Raw genomic sequence first — 20,160 nt, 5'->3', positions numbered from 1 at the left:
GGACATCCCATGGCTTGGCTTGAGGCCACCGCGTCTTTCAATCCCGACGCTTTCGCGGCCCCCGTGATCGGTATTGCCGCGGTACTGGGCAACCACGACTCCGGGCTGCATCGGCACCAGCGCGGGCAACTGCTGTTCACTCAGCAAGGCTGCACGCGTATCACCTTGGACAATCAACTGTGCCTGCTGCCACCCACGCGTGCGGCGTGGATACCCGGCGGCCTGCCCCATCGCGCAGTGATGCAGCAGGCCGTGGATTACCGTTCGGTGTATGTGAGCGCGGCCCTGGCCGAGCAGTTGCCGGCGCAGGTGCGGGTGATCGAAGTGAGCGCCCTGCTCAGGGCGGTGCTGGAGCCGATGGCCATGGCCCCGTTCGAGACCGATTGGCACACGGGCCGTCCTGCGCATTTGCTCGGCCTGTGTCTCGACGAAATCCGCCACGCTGCCGAACAGCCACTGCTTTTGCCTTTGCCCCGGGACAAGCGCCTGGCGCCGTTGCTGGCCCAGCTGGACCGCTTGCCCCCTACTCTGCAGACGCTGGAAAAGCACATTGGCGCCAGCACCAAAACCATCGGCCGGATTTTCCTCAAGGAAACCGGCCTGGGGTATCAGCAGTGGCGCCAACAGTGGCGTCTGATGCGGGTGATCGAACTGCTCGCCACTGGGCGCAGCCTGGGCTACTGCGCCTTTGAACTGGGCTTTGCCAGCGACAGTGCGTTGATCGCCTTCTTCAAAGGCATGACCGGCACCACGCCGCGTGGCTATTTCAAGTCCGGCTGAACGCTTACTTGGGCATCTTGCGGAAACCCACCGCCAGGCGGTTCCAACTGTTGATAGTGGCGATGGCCACGCTCAGGTCGACCTGCTCCTGGGGGCTGAACTCGGCCGCCAGGGCGTCGAAGTCTTCGTCCGGCGCGTGGGTCTGGCTGAGCAGGGTCAGGCTTTCGGCCCAAGCCAGGGCGGCGCGTTCACGCGGGGTGAAGAACGGCGTTTCACGCCAGGCCGACAGCGTGTACAGACGGCGCTCGGTTTCACCGCCCTTGCGTGCGTCAGCAGTGTGCATGTCGAGGCAGAACGCGCAGCCGTTGATTTGCGAGACGCGCAGGCGCACCAGTTCCAGCAGCGGCAGTTCGATGGACAGTTTGCCGACCGCTGCTTCCAGGGCAAGCATGGCCTTCATGGCGTCCGGGGAAGCGGTGTAGAAATCGGTACGGGTTTGCATGGTGGAACTCCAGAACGGTGGGAATTGGCGCCCAGATTAGTCACCTGGGCGTTCTGGAGAAATAGCCAATCCGGGCGAAGAACAGGTGACCAATCTACAGGCCACGGTTCCTCAACCACTGCAGGAAGCCCTTCTTCACCGGCACTACCGGCGCTTCCTCCGTCAGCGCCTGGGCGGCATGCACGCGAAAGTCCAGCAGCGCCTTCATGGCTTCGCCGATGTCATGCCGTGCGTCCAGGCAAGGCTTGAGGTATTCGTTTTCGATGCGGTACAGCGTGCAGTAAGTGTTGGCCGTGAAGTCCGCCAGCGCGGCCTGGTCGCTCAGAATGCCGGACTCGCCGATCACCTCCCCCGGCCCCATGCGCCCGGCCTCGAACGTGTGCCCGCCCTTGATCAGCATCACCGAGACGACCCCGGACTCGATGATGAACAGGTGATCGCTGACCTCCCCCGCCGGCAAGATCATGTCGCCGGCGCGGTAGGTGTGCAGGGTCATGTTCTGGCTGAAGGTGTCTTTTTCTTCCTGGCGCAACGTGGAAAAGATCGACGAGCGCTCAAGCAATGCCCGCGCGCCGGAGACCGTGGTCGGCGTGCTGCCTTCGGTGGCGGACAACAGCCCCACGCCCGCCGCCTGCAAGTGCCGGAATGCCAGGTCGTAAAGCTGGTTGCGCACCTCGCGCTTGAGGCCCATGGCGGGGACGAAGCCGCTGATTTCATACTCCACGCCGCCACTGGCCGAGGCCTTGAACGCCACGCTGGGCGCCGGCTTGGCCAACAACGCGCGGCAGCCCTGCATCGCCCGCTCAAGCGCCTCGATCACCGTTTGCGGACGCGAATGGGGGCTCACTTGCAGGCTGACCGCCAGGCCGAACATGTCCGCCGGGCGCGAAAAGTTGATGATCTTGGCCTTGGCCGCCAGCGAATTGGGGATCACCGCCAGGCTGCCCTGGGACGTCTGCAAGCGCGTGGCGCGCCAATCGATATCGGTGACGCGGCCTTCGGTGCCGTCGATGGAGATCCAGTCGTCGATCTGATAAGGCTTGGTGGTGTTGAGGACGATCCCGGAAAACACGTCGCTGAGAGTGCTTTGCAGCGCCAGGCCGACGATGATCGCCACGGCGCCGGAGGTGGCGAGGACGCCCTTGACCGGCAGGTCGAGCACGTACGCCATGGCGGCGATGATCGCGATCAGGAAAATCACCGCGCCCATCAGGTCCTGCAACAAGCGCCCGGTGTGACCGACCCGCTGCATCATCACCGCGCCGAGCAAGACCGTGAGCGTGCGCGCCGCGAACAGCCACCAGCCGATCTGCAACGCCGTGGCCGCCAGGTGCCGGGCGGTGTCGTCGACGTAGGGCGCCGATTGCATGGGGTTCATGCCGTCGTTGAACAACACCGCGCTGAATACCGCAAAGATCACCAGCCGCGCCGCGAGTTTCCAGTTGGCGAGGTGGGGGGAGATAAGGCGCCAAACGGCAATGTCGATAAGGATCAGCGCCAGGGCGCACACCATCGGGTTAGCAGCGATAAATGAGGGCATCCAGACGACTCCAGGGCGAATGCCGAGAAGATCGCATGAAATGAAGACGGCGGGTATAGCGCGAAAGCAAAATGCAGGATGGGGCTTGCCCTAATGCCAGTCAGTCCATACGCAGCACTGTACTGTGGCCAGAGAGCCTGCTCCCGCCGGGTCGCGAAGCGGCCCAAGAACATCGGACTGCTGCGCAGTCCAGCGGGAGCAAGCTCCCTCGCCACAAGTCACGATTGTCCGCCCTGGCACTTGACTGACTGCCATTCAGCCCTGCATCCGCCCGAACTGGCCCGACTGGAAGTCGGCAAAGGCCTGGTGGATTTTACGCAGCACTGTACTGTGGCCAGAGAGCCTGCTCCAGCCGGGTCGCCAAGCGGCCCAAGAACATCGGACTGCCGCGCAGTCCAGCGGGGGCAAGCTCCCTCGCCACAAGTCACGGTTGTCCGCCCTGGCACTTGACTGACTGCCATTCAGCTCTGCATCCGCCCGAACTGGCCCGACTGGAAGTCGGCAAAGGCCTGGTGGATTTTACGCAGCACTGTACTGTGGCCAGAGAGCCTGCTCACGCTGGGTCGCGAAGCGGCCCAAGAACATCGGACTGCCGCGCAGTCCAGCGGGAGCAAGCTCCCTCGCCACAAGTCACGGTTGTACGCCCTGGCACTTGACTGACTGCCATTCAGCCCGGCATCCGCCCGAACTGGCCCGACTGGAAGTCGGCAAAGGCCTGGTGGATTTCCTGCTCGGTGTTCATCACGAACGGACCGTGGCCGACGATGGGCTCGTCGATCGGCTCGCCGCTGAGCAACAGCACCTTGGCGTCGTCGTTCGACTCCAGAGTGATGCGATCACCGTCACGCTCGAACAACGCCAACTGCCCCTGGCGCGCGACTTCCTCGCCATTGACCCGGACGGTCCCGCTCAGGATCACCAGCGCGGTGTTGCGCCCGGCGTGCAAGTCCAACGTAACCGTCTTACCGGCATTGAGGCGCAAGTCCCACACGTCAATCGGCGTGAAGGTACGGGCAGGCCCTTGAGTGCCGGCGAATTCACCGGCGATCAAACGCAGTTGCCCCGCGTCGTCCGCCAGCGGCAATACCGGGATGTCGCCATCGACGATGGTCTGGTAACCGGCGTCAGCCATTTTGTCCTTGGCTGGCAAGTTGACCCACAGTTGCACCATTTCCAGCGCCCCGCCCTGGCGGGCAAAGGCGGCAGAGTGGAACTCTTCATGGAGAATGCCTTTGGCCGCCGTCATCCATTGCACATCGCCAGGGCCGATCTTGCCGCCGGCACCGGTGGAATCGCGGTGTTCGACTTCTCCGTCATACACGATGGTCACCGTTTCAAAGCCGCGATGCGGGTGCTGGCCGACGCCGCGCCGGGTTTCGGTGGGCGTGAAATCGGCCGGGCCGGCGTGGTCCAGCAACAGGAATGGGCTGATGTGTTTGCCCATGGTGTCGTAGGAAAACAGCGTGCGTACCGGAAAGCCGTCGCCCACCCAATGGGCGCGCGGGCTGGTGTAGATACCGATCAGTTTTTTCATGGTGTACCTCCAAAGTGCCTACACCATAAGTCCCAGGGCTGTGGAGCACTAGCCGGCGAACGCGGCCTTGATCGTTCTACGTATAGGACAGTGCCTTGGTCGCGCGCTGGCGAAACAAGTGGAAGGCGACAAAGGCCGCAACTGCAAAGGCAGCTTGAATCACGATCATCGGCGTCGCGCTGCCATCCCGTAGCTGGCTCAACAGCACGCCGCTGCAGGTGGCCCCGAACATCTGCGCAAACCCCATCAACCCCGCCGCCAACCCTGCACGATGGGCGTTCGGCATCACCCCGCCCGTGACCGCACCGGGCAGCACCAGCCCACCGCCAAGTGTGACCAGGGCAATCGGCAGGTCCAAACCAACCACCGAGAGTCCGAACACCGCATAAATCACCAGTGCCAGCACCCCACCGGCGGCAACCAGCGTCACGCCCATCGTCACAATCCGCTGCGGTCCATGGCGCAGGATAGTGCGCCGGGTATAGGTGGCACCGACGATCAACATCGACACGATCAGGCCAAAGTTGATGCCGTACTCCAGGCTGCTCAGACCCAGCAGGTTGATAAACACCGCCGACGAACCGGCAATCACCGCAAACATGGCGCCGTAGGTGCACCCCAAGGCGACAGCGTAGGCGCGGTACTGGCGGCTCTTGAGCAAATCCAGGTATTGCCCGCCGAGGGTGCGCCAATGCGCGGCCTTGGGATCGAGGTAATGGTTGCTCTCGCGAAAGACCAACACCGCCAGCAGCAATACGACGCTGCCGATGACCAATGCGAGGACGATGGGCGCGTGCCAGCCGAACAGTTTGATCAGCAAGCCGCCCGCCATCGGCGCCACGACGATGGCATAGAGCATGCCGATCACGGTCAGCGCCAAAGCCGGGCCCGCTTCGGTTTTCCACACATCACGTACCACGGTGCGCGCCAGCACCAGCGCGGCGCATGCCCCCAGGCCTTGCAGCACGCGGGCGGCGATAAATTGCTGAATGTCAGTGACCAGCAGCATCGCCAGCGTTGCCAGCACATACAGCGTGAGGCCGGCGATCAATACCGGGCGGCGGCCGATACGATCCGACAGCGGCCCGAACAGCAACTGTCCCAGGCCGAATGCGGCAACAAACGCCGACAGTGCCATCAACGCCGAACCTTGCGGCGCCGCCAGCGCCTGCTCGATGGCGCCCAGGCCCGGGATGATCAATTGCGTCGAGACTTCACCCAGCGCCGTAAGGGCAACCAGTAAGAACAACAAGCGACGTGAGGGTGCCGGGGCGTTTGCCATGGGGAATATCCGGGGGCTGGATTAAATTATATTTCGACCATAATATGGACGAAAAATTATGTCCATAATTTTTTACCTTTGCTCACGCTCATGCTCACCCTGGAGTTCGCCATGCCCCCTCTCCACCTGCGCCTTTTCACGCCCCTGGCTTTGCTGATGTGCCTCAGCGGCTGCAACAGCCAGGCCGACAACGCCGCCCAAGTCTCCCCGCCGCGTCCGGTTCTGGCCGTCAAGGTCGAGGCTGGCGGCACCCAGCAAAGCGCGTATACCGGTGTGGTTGCGGCCCGCACCGAAAGCAACCTGGGCTTTCGGGTCAGTGGCAAAGTGATCGAACGCAAGGTCGATCCCGGCCAGCATGTCTCCCGTGGCGACACGCTGCTTGTGCTGGATATCGGCGATTTCGAACTGGCGTTGCGCTCGGCAAAAAACCGCGTCACTGCCGCCCAGGCTCAATTGCGCCAGCGCCGTGACGATGAAAACCGCTACCAGCGCCTGGCCAGCACCGGCGCGGTGTCGCGGCAGATCTTCGACCAGTCGGCGACCAACTTGCGTGTCGCCGAAGCCGAACTGGCGGCGGCGCAATCGGATGCCAGCCAGATCGAAAACCGCCGCACGTATTCCGTGCTCAAGGCCGATGGCGACGGCATCATCACCGACGTTCTGGCTGATCGCGGCCAGGTGGTGGCCGAAGGGCAGATCGTGGCTCGTCTGGCCCATGACGGCGCCCGCGAAGCCATCGTCAACCTGCCGGAACAGCAGCGCGCCCGAGCCGCGCAAAACGCCCTGGCATTCCCTTTCGGCGCCCCGGACCAGGCGGTTACCGCCACCTTGCGCGAGCTGTCCGCCAGCGCCGACCCCACCACCCGCACCTACCGCGCGCGCTATGTGCTGCACGGCGCGGTCGAGCGTTTCGCCCTCGGTTCCACCATCACCGTGCGCTTGCAAGGTGACGGCCAGGCCCAGCAAACCCGCGTGCCCATCGGTGCGTTGCAGGACGCGGGGCACGGCACCGGCGTGTGGCTGATCGGTGACGACAACACGCTCAGCTTCGCCCCGGTGAAAGTCGCCAGTCTCGGCCAGGAAGAAGCCCTGCTCGACAGCGGCGTAACGCCCGGCCAAACCATCGTCGCCCTCGGCGCGCACCTGCTGCACAGCGGTGACCGGGTACGTCTGCTGCCCGCCCAGGCGCTGGCCCTCAACCGCAAACAGGACCAATGAGCATGCGTGCAATCAACCTCTCGGAACTGGCGGTCAAGCACCGCGCCGTCACGCTGTTTCTGATCATCGCGATTATCGCTGCGGGGATCTTCTCGTTCGGCAAACTGGGGCGCGCCGAAGATCCGTCGTTCACTGTCAAGGTCATGACCATCACCGCCGCCTGGCCCGGCGCCACCGCCGAGGAAATGCAGGAACAAGTGGCCGACCGCCTGGAAAAGCGTCTGCAGGAGCTTGATTACTATGACCGCGTCGAGACCATCGCCCAACCGGGTTTTGTCTCAATGCGCATGACCTTCCTTGAATCCACGCGCCCGAGCGAGATACAGGACCTGTTCTACCAGACCCGCAAAAAGCTCAGCGACGAGGCCGCGAACCTGCCCAAGGGCGTGATCGGGCCGTTTTTCAACGATGAGTATTCGGATGTCTACTTTGCGCTGTACGCCCTGGAGGCCGAACACCTGCCCCATCGCCAGCAGGTGCAAATGGCCGAAGAGCTGCGCCAGGGCCTGCTCAACCTGCCGGGGGTGAAGAAGGTCAATATCCTCGGCGAGCAGGCCCAGCGCGTGTTTGTCGAGTTCTCCTATGAGCGCCTGGCGACCCTGGGCATCAAGCCCGAACAGATCTTCGCCGCCCTTGCCGCACAAAACGCCGTGGCGCCCTCGGGCTTCGTCGAAACCGCCGGCGCCCGCGCCTACATCCGCATCGATGGCGCCTTCGACAGCCTGGCGCTGATCGAGAATGTACCTTTGCAAGTCAATGGCCGCGTGCTGCGCATCGCCGATGTGGCGACGGTCCGGCGTGGCTATGAAGACCCGCCCAGCTACCGCATTCGCCACCAGGGCGACCCGGCGCTGATGCTCGGCGTGATCATGCAGAAGCATTGGAACGGACTCGAACTGGACAAGAGCCTGCTGGCCCAGGAAGCCCGAATCCAGGCCGACCTGCCCCTGGGCGTGAATTTTGCCAAGGTGTCCGATCAGGCGAAAAACATCAGCCTGGCGGTGAACGAGTTCATGCTCAAATTCTTCGTCGCCCTGGCTGTGGTGATGCTGATCAGCCTGTTGGCCCTGGGCTTTCGTGTGGGGCTGGTGGTGGCGGCTGCAGTGCCGCTGACGCTGTCGATCGTGTTCGTGATCATGCTCGTCACCGGCCGGGAATTTGACCGCGTCACCCTCGGCGCGCTGATCATTTCCCTCGGCCTGCTGGTGGACGACGCGATCATCGCCATCGAGATGATGGTGGTCAAACTCGAAGAAGGCTTCGACCGCATCCATGCGGCCACCTATGCCTGGAGTTCCACGGCGGCGCCCATGCTGACCGGTACGCTGGTGACGATTATCGGCTTTTTACCCGTGGGCTTCGCGCGCTCCGGTGCGGGCGAGTACGCGGGGAATATCTTCTGGATCGTTGGCTTTGCGCTGATTTCATCCTGGCTGGTGGCGGTGGTGTTCACCCCGTATCTGGGCGTGAAGCTGTTGCCGCAGATCAAACCTGTGCCTGGCGGGCATGATGCGATTTATGCCGGGCGCTACTACCAGAAACTGCGCAGCCTGGTGGAGACCTGCGTGCGCGGGCGCTGGCTGGTGACCGGGCTGGTGGTGGCGGCGTTTGTGCTGTGCGGCCTGGGCATGGCGGTGGTGAAGAAACAATTCTTCCCCGACTCCGACCGTTCAGAACTGATTCTGGAGGTGTACATGCCCCCCGGCAGTGCGTTCAAAAGCACTGAAGCGGTGGCGGCGCAGGTGGAGAAAGCCCTGCTGCAGGAGCCGCAGACGAGCATGGTCGACACCTATGTGGGCGGCGGTGCACCGCGCTTTTTCCTGTCATTGAACCCTGAACTGCCGGACCCGGCGTTCGCCAAGTTGATCGTGCAAACCCCGGACTCTCACGCGCGCGACGCATTGAAAGTGCGCATGCGAGAGCGCATCGCTGCCGGTGAGTTTCCAGCGGCGCGGGTGCGCGTCACACAATTGGTGTTCGGCCCGCCGGTGCCGTTCCCGGTGGTGTTCCGAGTGTCCGGGCCGAACCTGGACGTGCTGCGCGAGCTGTCCGAGCAAGTACGGCAAGTGGTTGCCGACAACACCCTGACCAGGGACGCTTTCCTTGAGTGGGGCGAGCGCACCAGCGGTTACCGCCTGGTGCTGGACCAGGATCGTCTGCGCCTGCTCGGCTTCACGCCCGACGAGGTCAAGTCCCAGCTCAACGCGCTGCTCAGCGGCAACCCGATCACCGAAGTGCGCGAAGGCAACCGCACCGTGTCGGTGGTGGCCCGCGCCCAGGGCAGCCAACGTGAAGACCTCGGCAACCTCAACAACATGACCCTGACCAACAGCGCCGGCACGTCGGTGCCGCTGGCCCAGGTCGGGCATTTCCAGGCAGTGATGGAAGAACCGATCCTCAAGCGCCGCAACCGCGCCACCACGGTGGAAGTGCGCGCCGACATCATCGACGTCGTACAACCGCCCGATGTGGAAATGGCCGTGTACAAAGACCTGCAGCCACTGATTGGCAAACTGCCCGCCGGCTACCGGATCGACATCGGCGGCCCGGTGGAAGAAAGCGCCAAGGCCAACGTCGCCCTGGCGGCGCTGTTCCCGATCATGATCCTGCTGACCCTCACGGTGATCATGTTCCAGGTGCGCTCCTTCGGCGTGATGCTCATGGTCTTCGCCACCGCGCCGCTGGGCCTGATCGGCGCGGTGCCGACCTTGCTGCTGTTCAACCAGCCGTTCGGGTTCAACGCGATTCTGGGGCTGATCGGCATCGGCGGGATTCTGATGCGCAACACGCTGATCTTCACCGACCAGATTCGCCAGAACCAGGACCACGGCATGCCGATACGTGAAGCCATCGTCGAAGCCACCGTGCGCCGAGCGCGGCCGGTGATCCTCACCGCACTGGCGGCGGCGCTGGCGTTCATCCCGCTGACACTGTCGGTGTTCTGGTCATCCCTGGCCTATGTGCTGATCGGCGGAGTATTGGTGGGCACGGTGTTGACGCTGCTGTTCCTGCCGGCGCTGTGCAGCCTGGTGCTGCGCGACAGGGTTGCTGAAACTTCCCACGTAACTGCCGGATAAGCTCTACTCCCCTGCCCTGCAAACCGCTGCAAAGTCCCTCGCCTGATCAAACAGTGCGAGGGATTGCAGATGGTTTTTTTCGTTAATGCCCAGGTTCTCGGGGCGTTCTTTTGATTCCGGCGATTGCCAGCTTCGTGCTGACCCCCATGGACCCCAAAGCACCGGATGTTGAGGGCGTTATCCGGGATTTCCGCAGTTGCCTGAATACGTTTGACGACTGGGCCGACAGCTTTTTCAGCGCTTGCGCACTGGAAGTGGAGCAGGTGTTCAAGGTTGGCGAAGACGTCGCACTGGTCGCGCCGATCTCTTCCGACACGCCCAGTCGCACAGCCGCTCAATGCAAGGCCCAGGGTGGGCTGACCCTGGTGCACATGTTCGAGAGCACCCGGTTCGTGCCCATCGGCAACACGCCGGTGACGCTGCAGGCCATTGCACCGGACGGCACGCCCCTTGGCGCGCCGCTGCACCGCACCATCGGCCCCAGCGGCAGGCTTGAAGTGCCTGAATGCACCCGCGACCAGCAGTACCGGATCACGTTCTACCGCCAACGATGTCTGGAAAGACGACCTCAAAAAGCCAGCCGCGAAGACCAATCAACCTGGTAAAAACACCACCCCCCCCTGAAAAACACCCCCTTGTGGCGAGCGAGCTTGCTCGCGCTGAGCCGCGAAGCGGCCCCTGTCCGGTTGATGAATTTCTTCAGGTAGATAACCGATACCGGGTGTGGGGCTGCTATGCAGCCCAGCGCGAGCAAGCTCCCTCGCCACAGGTGCATGCCCTATTCAGCGCTTGGCCAGCTCCATGATCATCCGACTCAATAAATACACCCGAGGCACCACACTCTCCACCTCGGCATATTCCTCAGGCGTGTGAATATTCCCGCCCACGATCCCAAACCCATCCAATGTCGGCGTCCCTACCCCGGCCGACAAGCTTGCATCCGCCGCGCCGCCGCTGCCTTCAATGGTCAAGGTTTTACCCAACTCCCCATAGATGCCCTGGGCAATCGCGACCAGCTTGTCCGATTCCGCCGTTTGGGGCATCGGCGGCAGCCCGCGTTGCAGGCTGGTCTTCACTTCGGTTTCGGGGATCAGTTTGTCCGCTGAAACCCGCGCCAGGTCCTTCTCGATGCGGTCGAACTCTTCCGGTAACGCGGCGCGCACGTCGGCCTTGGCGGTGGCTTGGTCGGGGATGACGTTGGTGCGGTCGCCGGCCTTGAGCACAGTGAAGTTGATGGTGGTTTTCTTTTCCTCATCCCCCAGCTTGCCCAGTTGCAGGATCTGGTGCGCGACTTCCATGGCAGCGTTGCGCCCCAATTCAGGAGCGACGCCGGCGTGGGCGGCTTTGCCTTTGACTTCGACCACGGCAGTGGCGCTGCCTTTACGCCAGACCACCAGGCCGTCGGCTGGGCGGCCGGGTTCCAGGTTGAGGGTCACGTCGTGGCCCTTGGCGGTGGTGCGGATCAGTTCGGAGGCGGCGTCGGAGCCGGTTTCTTCACTGGCGTCGAGCAGGAAGGTGATTTGCGCATAGTCCTTGAAGCCCTGGTTTTTCAGGACTTTCAGCGCGTAGATGCCGGCGACGATGCCACCTTTGTCGTCCATCACGCCGGGGCCATAGGCGCGTCCGTCCTTGATGTGGAACGGGCGTTCGGCGGCCGAGCCTTCCTTGAATACGGTGTCCATGTGCGCCATCAACAGGATTTTGGCCTTGCCGGTGCCCTTGAGCGTGGCAACCACATGGCTGTTGTTGGCGGCCTTGTCAGGTACCAATTGAATGCTGAAACCCAGCTGTTTCAATTCATCCACGGCAATGTCGCGCACCTGGGTCAGGCCCGGCTCGTAACCGGAGCCGGAGTCGATATTCACCAGGCGCTCCAGCAGTTTCAGGGCCTCGGCCTTGTACTGTTCGGCGTCCGCCTGGATCTGCCTGTGGGGTTCGGCGCTGTAAGCCGGCACGGCGAAGGACAAGGCCAGGGTGGCGGCCAGAAGGGTACGGGGGAAGGTGAAGAGCATGAACCGATCCTTGTTTTTGTTAGAGGAGTGCCGCCACACCCTACCCCACTAAACGGATCGCAACCAAGCCCCCTGCACCGAGCTGACCCGGTTGCGCCCGCTGCTTTTGGCTTCGTACAAGGCCTGGTCGGCATCGTTGAGCCAACGGGTGGAGTCGGCATGACTGGACTGATACGGCGCCAGGCCGATACTCAAGCTGGCCCGCAAGGTCGGGTCTTGGGCGTAGGCCAGAGCGTTGAAGCGATCACGCAGGGCGTCCATCACTTCAGTGGCGCGGTTGAGGGGCATGTCCGGCAGGATCACGCAGAACTCATCGCCGCCGTAGCGCCCGGCAACGTCGGTGGCGCGCAGGTTCTGGCGCAACACTTTGCTCAACCCCCGCAGGACGATATCGCCGGTGACATGGCCATAGGTGTCGTTGATGATTTTGAAGTGGTCGATATCGATCAGCGCGATGGCCGCGCCTGCCGGGCCACGGCGGCAACGTTGGAATTCGATTTCCAACTGGTCTTTCCAGGCCCCGTGGTTGAGCAAACCCGACAGGCTGTCGGTACGGCTCAAGGCCAACAACTCGCCCTTGTGCCGCGCCAACGTCACGGCCTGGCGGTAGCAGAGCCAGCCCAGGGCCAGTGGATACAGGGTCAGGATCGGCAGGCAGGCATACAGTTGGGCCTGGGTGGTCACGGCGATAAAACCGGGCGCGAACACCAGCAGCGCCGAGGCGATGCCCAGTGCCTGGGCCCCCCACCCCGCCAGCATGAAGCGCGGCCCGCCGATGGCGACGTTGTTCATGCTCATCATCGACAGCGTGGTGACGCTGGGCAGCGGGTTGAAATGCATCGCGCCGACCCAGAACCCGCCGCAGAAGGAATCGAACAACAGGTTGCGACGCTCACTGCGCAGCCCATGAGCGGCACGCAAGGACGCTTGAAACGCCAGGTGCGGCCAGACAAACGCGTTGATCAGCATCCAGGCCCATACCCAGGGGGAGGGGTTCAGCGGGTACATGGCAAACGCCACGCACACAAAGCCGAGCGTCATGCCCAGGATGCGGGATTTGTACAAGCGCGAAACGAGCGGAAGTCCATTTCCTCCGACGGCTGACATGGTGGGGGCATCCTGGGTGAATGCCTGAAGTCTAACAGGGTAACGGCAAATAGCCACTATGCTTGCAGGCAATGCCTCAGTGCGAAAATCCACGGGCCAGCATCAATGCCACGCCAAGCAACATCACCGCCGTGATCCGCTGCAACAGCACGCGCCGCTTGGGGTTTTCCAGCACGTGTTTGATGCGCTGGCCGAAATAGCAGTACAAGCAGCCGCTGGCAAATTGCAGCAGCAGGAAGGTCAAGCCGAGGATGGCGATATCCGCCGCCGAGCTGTGCTCCCCTGCCCCGGCGAACTGCGGGAATACGGCGCTGAACATGATGATGGTCTTGGGATTGGAAAAGCCGGTCAGCAAACCCTTGCCGAACAGGCTGCGCGAGCCCTCCACCGCGCCGGGCTGGGCGATCGACACGCCGCTGCTGGTCCACTGCTTGTAGGCCAGGTAAAGGATGTAGGCCACACCGACAAACTGGATGGTCTGGGTAATGGCGAGGTTGCCTTTGATCAGTTCCGAAAAGCCCACGGCAAAGATCAGGATCGAAATCAGGTACGACACACTGGCGCCGATCTGCGCCGGGATCGAACTGCGCAGCCCGTCCTTCAAGCCCAGGCTCAACAACAGCAAAGTCATGGGGCCGGGGCTGAAGGTCATGGTGGCGCAAAACAACAGGAAGTAGAGAAACGAAGACAGCGTTAACGCACTTGTCATGGCCCGGGACCTTGAATGGATAGAACTGCAACGACGGAGCGCACGCCTCACGCGCACGCCCCTTGGTTGACATCAGGCGACCGCGATTTCGGTCGTCAGGGATTCGCGGTACATCAAGGCCAGGTCGGCCAGGGCCGCCTTGGCGGTCTGGTTGCGGGTTTCGAACGCCACCAGGCCTTTCCAGTTGGTTTCGACCACGGCCTGCATGACGTCGGCGTAGTCGCAGTTGCCGTCATGAATACCGAAGTGCTGGTCTTGCACGCCGTTGTTGTTACTGAAGGAAATCCCCTTGATCAGGTGGTGATACTTGCGCACCACGGCCGCCGGCAGGCCGTTCTCGATGTTGGCGTGGCCGGCATCGAGGAAGAAATACACGTTGGCGTGGGCTTGCAGGCGCTCGAACACAAACGCATATTCCGCTTCATGGGTAAAGATGTAGTGGAACGGACGATAGTTGACGTAGTTGGACAGGTTTTCCAGGTAGATATCCGTGCCCTTTTGCGCAGCGTAAGTGGCCAGTTCCTGTACTGACTTGAGGTAATGCTCCAGGGCGACTTTTTTAGCCTTGAGCACCATTTTCGGCTCGACAATGCAGCCACCGTGAATGATCAACGGCGCGCCCAGGCGACTGGCGATATCGATTTCTTGCTTTACATAGGCCACCGCGGCCACGCGGAAGGCCTCGACGTCACTGCCCAGCGGCGCCTTAAAGTTGCCATGAAAGATCGGCTTGACGCCGCTGGCGGCGATCTGCGCCAGCAGGCTTTCAATGCGGGCATCGGTCCAGTCGTCGACCATTTCGCCGAACAGGCTGCCGTCGACATACCAATGGGTGCACTGCCCTTCGATGGCAGCTTGCAGGCCCTGTTCGGCGGCCAGGTATTTCTGGTGGGCCACACCGGTACAGAACGGCACGGTGGGGTTGATCAGTTTGCTTTCCATGGAGCGATTCCTTTCGTTGATGGAGGGTCAGGCGTTTACAGCGTCAGCAAGTTCGATGGCCATGAAATCGGCCTTGGTCACGCCGCAATCCGGGCATGTCCACTCTTCAGGCACCTCTTCCCAAGGGGTGCCGGCGGGTATTCCGTCCTCCGGAATACCCAGTTCTTCTACGTACATAAAACCGCAGGGTGCACACATATAAGTCTTCATGAAGATGCGAAATCCATTGCTCGCGTATAGGAAATTTCGCCAACTCCTGGCGAGATGGCGGGCAGTCTAGGGGAATGGCATTGCGCCAGGCAGGTAAAGTGATGCCTAATCCGGCCTGACTTCACCGGTAAAAGTACCGGCAAACATAAGGACGCTTCATGTTGGTATCCGCCATCGCCTTTGTGGAAGGCACCCCCAAGGTCCAACAGATCGTGGAGGCCTTCAGCCAGGCCATCGAGGCAGGGGAATGGGCTCCCGGCAGCAAATTACCGTCGGTGCGTGAGTTGACCCAAACCCTCGGTGTCAGCAAGTTCACCCTCAATGAGGCCCTGGACCGTCTGCGCGGGCGCAACCTGCTCACCTCCAGCCAGGGCCGTGGCTATTTCGTGGCGATGGACAGCGCGCGCCCGGCTTCGGTGACCTGGGTCGACCTGCTGCCCCAGGACCTGCTCAGCGTGTTACGCCGCCCTCTGGTCACCGCCAGCGGCGAGCTGCGCCCCGGTGGCGGGCACTTGCCGGAGGACTGGCTGAACGGCGAAGCCATACGTCAAGCCATGCGCAGCGTGGTGCGCGCGCCGTCGCTGCGCATCGCAGGGCTCGGCACGCCGGCCGGGCTGCTGCCGTTGCGCCAGGCGTTGCAACAGAAACTGCACGGCGAAGGCCTGTCGGCGCCGGTGGAACAGATCATTACCACGCCCAACACCGTGCAAGGCCTGGACATGCTCATGCGCCTGCTGGTGCGTCCCGGCGACACGGTGCTGCTGGACGCGCCATGCTACTTCAACTTCCACGCCAACCTGGCCCTGCATGGCGTCAAGGTGGTGACCCTTGAACGCCGCCCCGATGGCTTCGACTTCACCGCCCTCGAACACCTGCTGGCCGAACACCGTCCCAGCCTGTACCTGACCACCAGCGTTTTGCATAACCCCACCGGCCACTCCTTCAGCCCCAGCCAGGCGTTTCGCCTGCTGCAACTGACCCAGCAGTATCACTGCCACATCGTCGAGGATGATCTCTACGGTGACCTGCACCCCAACCCGCCGCCACGCCTGGCCGCCGTCGCCGGGCTGGATCAGGTCACTTACTTGTCTGGGTTCTCGAAGATCCTCAGTGCCAATACCCGCGTCAGTTATGTGGTGGCCGCGCCGCAACTGGCCGCCAACCTGACCAATATGAAGTTGATGAGCGGCGGCGTGACCTCGGAGCTGTTCGAGCAGATCGTGTACCGCATGCTCAGCGAAGGCAGCTATGCCAAGCACCGCAAGCGCATGGTCCAGCGCCTGATGGAAGCCGGTGGGCGCGTGGAACAATGGCTCAAGCGTTGCGGCTGCGAACTGCCGATGGCATATGAAGGCGGCATGTTTATCTGGGCGCGCCTGCCGCCCGGGGTCAACGGCGAACGGCTGGCCCAGGAAGCCTTGAAGCGCAGCATGGTGCTGGCGCCCGGCACACTGTTTGGCTACGACCCGGCTCACCGGGACTTGATGCGGTTCAACGTGGCCCACAGTGATGAGCCACGGGTGCAGCGGGTGTTTGAGGCACTGCTGCGCGAGGGGATTGCGCAGGGCAATGCACAGGCGTGAAAGCAAAGAATGCCTGGCCCCTGCACCTTTAACTGACGATATCACCGCGCCGCAATTGGCCCTCTACGATGAGCACGAAGTACGGCTCATTCGGCGTACCGGAAATTTCCAGGGTGCTCATCTTCAGCACAGGGTCGTAAGTCACCATGGCTTCACCGACGGCGCCGGAAAAAGCGCTGACGAAGGTCAGTGGCGTGTCGCCCAGGGAGGCTCTGATGCCTGACACATCGACCCTGTCCTCACCGCTGACGAAGTCCTTGATCCGGTCAGGCGCAGCCTGGGTGGAGTCACTGATTTTTCCAAAGACGAATTCGTCCTTGCCCTTGCCCCCCCACAACGTGTCCGCCCCGCCTGCACCGTACAGCCGGTCATTGCCATCGCCGCCCTTGAGTTCGTTGGCCACCTCATTGCCCACCAGCAAATCGTTGCCGGAGCCGCCGATGGCGTTTTCGATGATCGCGTTGTAAGCGATACCCACATTGCCCTTGAGGCCACCGACATCGGAGAACGTCCCGTCCTTCAAGCTGATTCGCTGGTCTTGCGTGTAGCCGGAAAAGTCCAGCGTGTCGTTGCCGCCGCCGTCCCAAATGGCCGCCACCCTTTTATCCTTGGCCGATTTCACGCTGAGGAAGTCCCGATCCGTATTGGAGTTGAAACCGTAGGTCGTGTCGTCTTTGCGGGTTTCGTGGTTGGCGCCGTATTTGTCCTGGTAGGCGGTGATATCGTCAAGCATCGGCGCCGATACGCGCAGGCCGCCGTGGTTCATATAACCGGTACGCTCACCCCGGTAACTCATGACGGTGTGGCTTTGAGAGTCTTCGTGATGACTCACTTGGTCTTTTTTCAGGCTGCCATCGTAATCACCCGGGTGGCCCAGCCCCATGGCGTGTCCCAGCTCGTGAATAATTGCATAGCGCCCCGCATTGCCCAACGCGGCATTCGGGATGGTTTTATCGCCATCTTTAACCACGAACCAGACATCGCCGCTATGGGCGTTGTTAAGTTGGGGCAATACCGCATGGGAATTGTCTTTGTAGGAGTTGCCCTCGGTATCGACGCTGTCACCGTAATTGCCGATGGTGAGATGGCCCTCGCTGCCGGCTGTTTTCGCGCCCTCGGTAAACCTGACGTTCGCCACGTCTGCAATGGACTGCAGACTCAGCCGCGTCTGTTGCCGCTGATTTTCCAATACATGGGTGAACCCGGTTTTATTGAACTGGGTTTTGTTCTTGTCTGCGGCAGGCGTGCGAAATTCATAGGTGACGTCATAACGACCATCGCCATTCTTGTCCGACCAGCCGGGGCTCTGGCGCCAGAGCCGCTTGGAGGCGTCTTCAGGTGACTTGGACGTTAAGCCGTTGTGCTTGATAGTGCCGCCGCGCTCATCTCGATGCTGGAAGGCCTCGACAGCCTGGAAGGTATTACTGGGGCCTGAAGGGATAGTCGCCATAGGTTTACGCTCGTGGTATCGAAAACCTTATCTTCAAACCCTCCGGACTCCGTGAACGATAGGAGTGAGACGAAAACCGGCGAATTTTTACCTGCCACTGCATATGCAAATTCCGTGACTGCCGTAGGACGGCCACTACCCCGGCATCGGAATTACCCACAACGGCGGCCGGCAAACCTCATCAACATTATGGGTTTTAATCCGTTTTTTTAGCGATTGGATCCCCACCGTTCCGTCAGGCTGTACTAGCATAGGTTTCGGCGGGCAGCATTATTACTGCAGGTTATTCGCATTGGCTAGCCTCTTGAACCCCGTCGCTATGGCCGAATGTCTGCACCCGAAACTCATGGACGAATTGATGAACGCACAGCTGTTCCCCCATATAGGCAAGGTCATCGCCAGCACCGGCAGTCGCCATTTCCCCCGTATGCTGCATGACCTGATCCTCACCCAATTGGCCGTGGACGCCACGCACATTACGCAGTTGCAAGTGAACGCCGAAGGCCACACCCGCCGCAGGATAAGCCCGGTCTATACCGATTCGACGGTGGCGTTAGGCGAGGAACAACCAGCCGCTCAACTGCACCTCACCCGCCGCAAGGACGATGTTCGGTACGTATTGTCGGTATACCGCTCGCACCAGTCCGAAAGCTTCTCGGCCCAAGAGCGCAGCATGCTGGAGGACTTGTCCACACTGTTGCTGCCCATGGTCGAAAAACACATCAGCGCGATCCAGCCATGCCCTCCGGACAATGCGCCGGTGAAACCGCAAAACCAGGGCATCGAGACCTTGCACCGACGCATCCAGGAGCGACTGGTGCAATCGGGGTTGACCCTGTCCAACCGCGAACTGGAAGTGTGCGTGGGCCTGCTGGCCGGGCGCACCGCGCCGGAGTTGGCCGAAGAGCTGGCGCTGAAGGTCAACACGATCGAAAGCTACCTCAAACGCGCAGCGATCAAGCTGGGGATCAGCGGGCGGCATTCGTTGTTGCGGTGGATGTATTCAACACAAGGCAGCAACACAGACAACACCGCCAATACCGGACGCCAACGCTGCGCAGACCTGGAACCCGTAAGGTAAACAAGACGTCCGGGACATGGTAAAACAGGGGTTCTAGCCAACATTCCTGGAGGCCTGCACTCATGACATCCAAGCTCGAACAACTCAAGCAATTCACCACCGTGGTCTGCGACACCGGCGACCTGGAAGCCATCAGCCGCCTGCGCCCGGTGGATGCCACCACTAACCCGTCGCTGCTGCTCAAGGCCTCGGCCATCGAGCATTACGGCGACATCCTGCGCAGCGCGGTCGGCCAGGCCAAGGGTGACCTGGGCCTGGCCTGCGATCAGTTTTCCGTGGCGGTGGGCTGCGGCATTCTCAAGATAATTCCGGGACGCATCTCCACAGAAGTCGACGCACGGTTGTCCTTCGATGAAGAGGCGCTGTGGGCCAAAGCCAATCAGTTGATCGCCCTCTATGACCAGGCCGGCATCGGTCGGGATCGGGTGCTGATCAAACTGGCGTCCACCTGGGAAGGTATTCGCGCCGCCGAACGCCTGGAAAAAGCCGGCATCCAGACCAACCTGACCCTGCTGTTTTCCTTCGCCCAGGCCCAGGCCTGCGCCGATGCCGGCGTGTTCCTCATTTCACCGTTCGTGGGCCGCATCTACGACTGGTACCGCACGCACACCGGCCTGGACTACACCGGCGCGCAAGACCCTGGCGTGCAGTCGGTGACGCGTATCTACAACTACTACAAGGCCAACAACATCGACACCGTGGTGATGGGTGCAAGCTTTCGCACGTTGAGCCAGATCGAGCAATTGGCCGGTTGCGATCGCCTGACCGTCAGCCCGCAACTGCTGCAACAGCTGGATGAGGATAACGGCCCGCTGGAACGCAAACTGGCCCCAGGCGCCAAAGGTGAGCCGCGTCAGACGCTGATGACTGAAGCGCAATTTCGCTGGGCCTCGAATGAAGATGCGATGGCCACCGAAAAGCTGGCCGAGGGGATTCGGCAATTTGCCAGGGATCAGGAAAAACTGGAGGCGGTACTGGCTGCGCTGTGAAGCGGCACGCGGTCAAACCGGGAGGTATTGCCACTGACCTGTGCCGCGATGCAAGGCAGCACATCGGCGCCCCGCCCATAGCCGTATCTATAATTTTGGATGCAACGCTGAACCTGCGGCGAGGGAGCTTGCTCCCGCTGGAGCGCGAAGCGGCCCCGGAAAATGGACTGCTACGCAGTCCAGCGGGAGCAAGCTCCCTCGCCA

The 20,160-nt window shown here is 62.0% G+C and carries 16 protein-coding genes and 1 pseudogene; 7 read left to right on the top strand and 10 right to left on the bottom strand.

Features of this window, described 5'->3' with window-relative positions; genetic code table 11:
- The first annotated feature begins 9 nt into the window (after positions 1 to 9).
- Positions 10 to 780, top strand: coding sequence for a helix-turn-helix transcriptional regulator (locus tag Q1V60_RS01235; protein ID WP_300626852.1), 771 nt, complete (start codon positions 10 to 12; stop codon positions 778 to 780).
- A 4-nt stretch (positions 781 to 784) separates the two neighbouring features.
- Here the strand turns inward: Q1V60_RS01235 and Q1V60_RS01230 are convergent, their stop codons facing one another.
- From Q1V60_RS01230 to Q1V60_RS01215, 4 genes are all read right to left on the bottom strand, one after another.
- Positions 785 to 1,222, bottom strand: coding sequence for a carboxymuconolactone decarboxylase family protein (locus Q1V60_RS01230; protein WP_300626851.1), 438 nt, complete (start codon positions 1,220 to 1,222; stop codon positions 785 to 787).
- Positions 1,223 to 1,316: 94 nt separating this feature from the next.
- Positions 1,317 to 2,762, bottom strand: a complete 1,446-nt coding sequence (locus Q1V60_RS01225; RefSeq protein WP_300626850.1) for a mechanosensitive ion channel family protein — start codon at positions 2,760 to 2,762, stop codon at positions 1,317 to 1,319.
- Between the two features lie 667 nt (positions 2,763 to 3,429).
- Entirely contained in the window at positions 3,430 to 4,296 is an 867-nt protein-coding gene (locus Q1V60_RS01220) for a pirin family protein (RefSeq protein WP_300626849.1), read from the bottom strand.
- Between the two features lie 76 nt (positions 4,297 to 4,372).
- Entirely contained in the window at positions 4,373 to 5,578 is a 1,206-nt protein-coding gene (locus Q1V60_RS01215; protein ID WP_300626848.1) for a multidrug effflux MFS transporter, read from the bottom strand.
- Between the two features lie 111 nt (positions 5,579 to 5,689).
- On the opposite strand from Q1V60_RS01215, the gene Q1V60_RS01210 reads away from it, so the two are divergent.
- The 3 genes and pseudogenes from Q1V60_RS01210 to Q1V60_RS01200 form a co-directional block, all read left to right on the top strand.
- The gene (locus Q1V60_RS01210; RefSeq protein ID WP_300626847.1) at positions 5,690 to 6,796 is read left to right on the top strand and encodes an efflux RND transporter periplasmic adaptor subunit; all 1,107 of its coding nucleotides are present in this window, start codon (positions 5,690 to 5,692) and stop codon (positions 6,794 to 6,796) included.
- A gap of 2 nt (positions 6,797 to 6,798) precedes the next feature.
- Complete coding sequence (locus tag Q1V60_RS01205; RefSeq protein WP_300626846.1) at positions 6,799 to 9,873, top strand: efflux RND transporter permease subunit; 3,075 nt, start codon at positions 6,799 to 6,801, stop codon at positions 9,871 to 9,873.
- A 110-nt stretch (positions 9,874 to 9,983) separates the two neighbouring features.
- Positions 9,984 to 10,415 (top strand): annotated as a pseudogene (locus Q1V60_RS01200) (hypothetical protein); the annotation flags it as partial.
- Positions 10,416 to 10,655: 240 nt separating this feature from the next.
- Here the strand turns inward: Q1V60_RS01200 and Q1V60_RS01195 are convergent.
- The 5 genes from Q1V60_RS01195 to Q1V60_RS01175 form a co-directional block, all read right to left on the bottom strand.
- The gene (locus Q1V60_RS01195) at positions 10,656 to 11,885 is read right to left on the bottom strand and encodes a M20/M25/M40 family metallo-hydrolase (protein WP_300626845.1); all 1,230 of its coding nucleotides are present in this window, start codon (positions 11,883 to 11,885) and stop codon (positions 10,656 to 10,658) included.
- A gap of 48 nt (positions 11,886 to 11,933) precedes the next feature.
- Positions 11,934 to 12,992 (bottom strand): diguanylate cyclase, encoded by a 1,059-nt coding sequence (locus Q1V60_RS01190; protein ID WP_300626844.1) that lies wholly within the window; start codon positions 12,990 to 12,992, stop codon positions 11,934 to 11,936.
- A 76-nt stretch (positions 12,993 to 13,068) separates the two neighbouring features.
- Entirely contained in the window at positions 13,069 to 13,701 is a 633-nt protein-coding gene (locus Q1V60_RS01185) for a LysE family translocator (protein WP_300626843.1), read from the bottom strand.
- Between the two features lie 72 nt (positions 13,702 to 13,773).
- Positions 13,774 to 14,643 (bottom strand): sugar phosphate isomerase/epimerase family protein, encoded by an 870-nt coding sequence (locus tag Q1V60_RS01180; protein ID WP_300626842.1) that lies wholly within the window; start codon positions 14,641 to 14,643, stop codon positions 13,774 to 13,776.
- Positions 14,644 to 14,670: 27 nt separating this feature from the next.
- Positions 14,671 to 14,853, bottom strand: a complete 183-nt coding sequence (locus Q1V60_RS01175) for a rubredoxin (RefSeq protein ID WP_300626841.1) — start codon at positions 14,851 to 14,853, stop codon at positions 14,671 to 14,673.
- Positions 14,854 to 15,011: 158 nt separating this feature from the next.
- Here Q1V60_RS01175 and Q1V60_RS01170 point away from each other — a divergent pair, with 158 nt between their 5' ends.
- Positions 15,012 to 16,436, top strand: coding sequence for a PLP-dependent aminotransferase family protein (locus Q1V60_RS01170; RefSeq protein ID WP_300626840.1), 1,425 nt, complete (start codon positions 15,012 to 15,014; stop codon positions 16,434 to 16,436).
- A gap of 28 nt (positions 16,437 to 16,464) precedes the next feature.
- On the opposite strand, the gene Q1V60_RS01165 is transcribed toward Q1V60_RS01170, so the two are convergent.
- Positions 16,465 to 17,886 (bottom strand): M10 family metallopeptidase C-terminal domain-containing protein, encoded by a 1,422-nt coding sequence (locus Q1V60_RS01165; RefSeq protein ID WP_300626839.1) that lies wholly within the window; start codon positions 17,884 to 17,886, stop codon positions 16,465 to 16,467.
- Between the two features lie 358 nt (positions 17,887 to 18,244).
- Between Q1V60_RS01165 and Q1V60_RS01160 the strand changes: the two genes are divergently transcribed.
- Together Q1V60_RS01160 and tal are read left to right on the top strand one after the other, a co-directional pair.
- A complete protein-coding gene (locus tag Q1V60_RS01160) occupies positions 18,245 to 18,967 on the top strand; it encodes a helix-turn-helix transcriptional regulator (protein ID WP_300626838.1) in 723 nt (240 codons plus the stop codon).
- A 62-nt stretch (positions 18,968 to 19,029) separates the two neighbouring features.
- Positions 19,030 to 19,956 (top strand): transaldolase, encoded by a 927-nt coding sequence (gene tal / locus Q1V60_RS01155; protein ID WP_300626837.1) that lies wholly within the window; start codon positions 19,030 to 19,032, stop codon positions 19,954 to 19,956.
- Positions 19,957 to 20,160 lie beyond the last annotated feature (204 nt).

This window comes from Pseudomonas sp. (genome assembly GCF_030147005.1).
GTDB lineage: Bacteria > Pseudomonadota > Gammaproteobacteria > Pseudomonadales > Pseudomonadaceae > Aquipseudomonas.
This window is presented reverse-complemented; position numbering and strand designations above follow the sequence as displayed.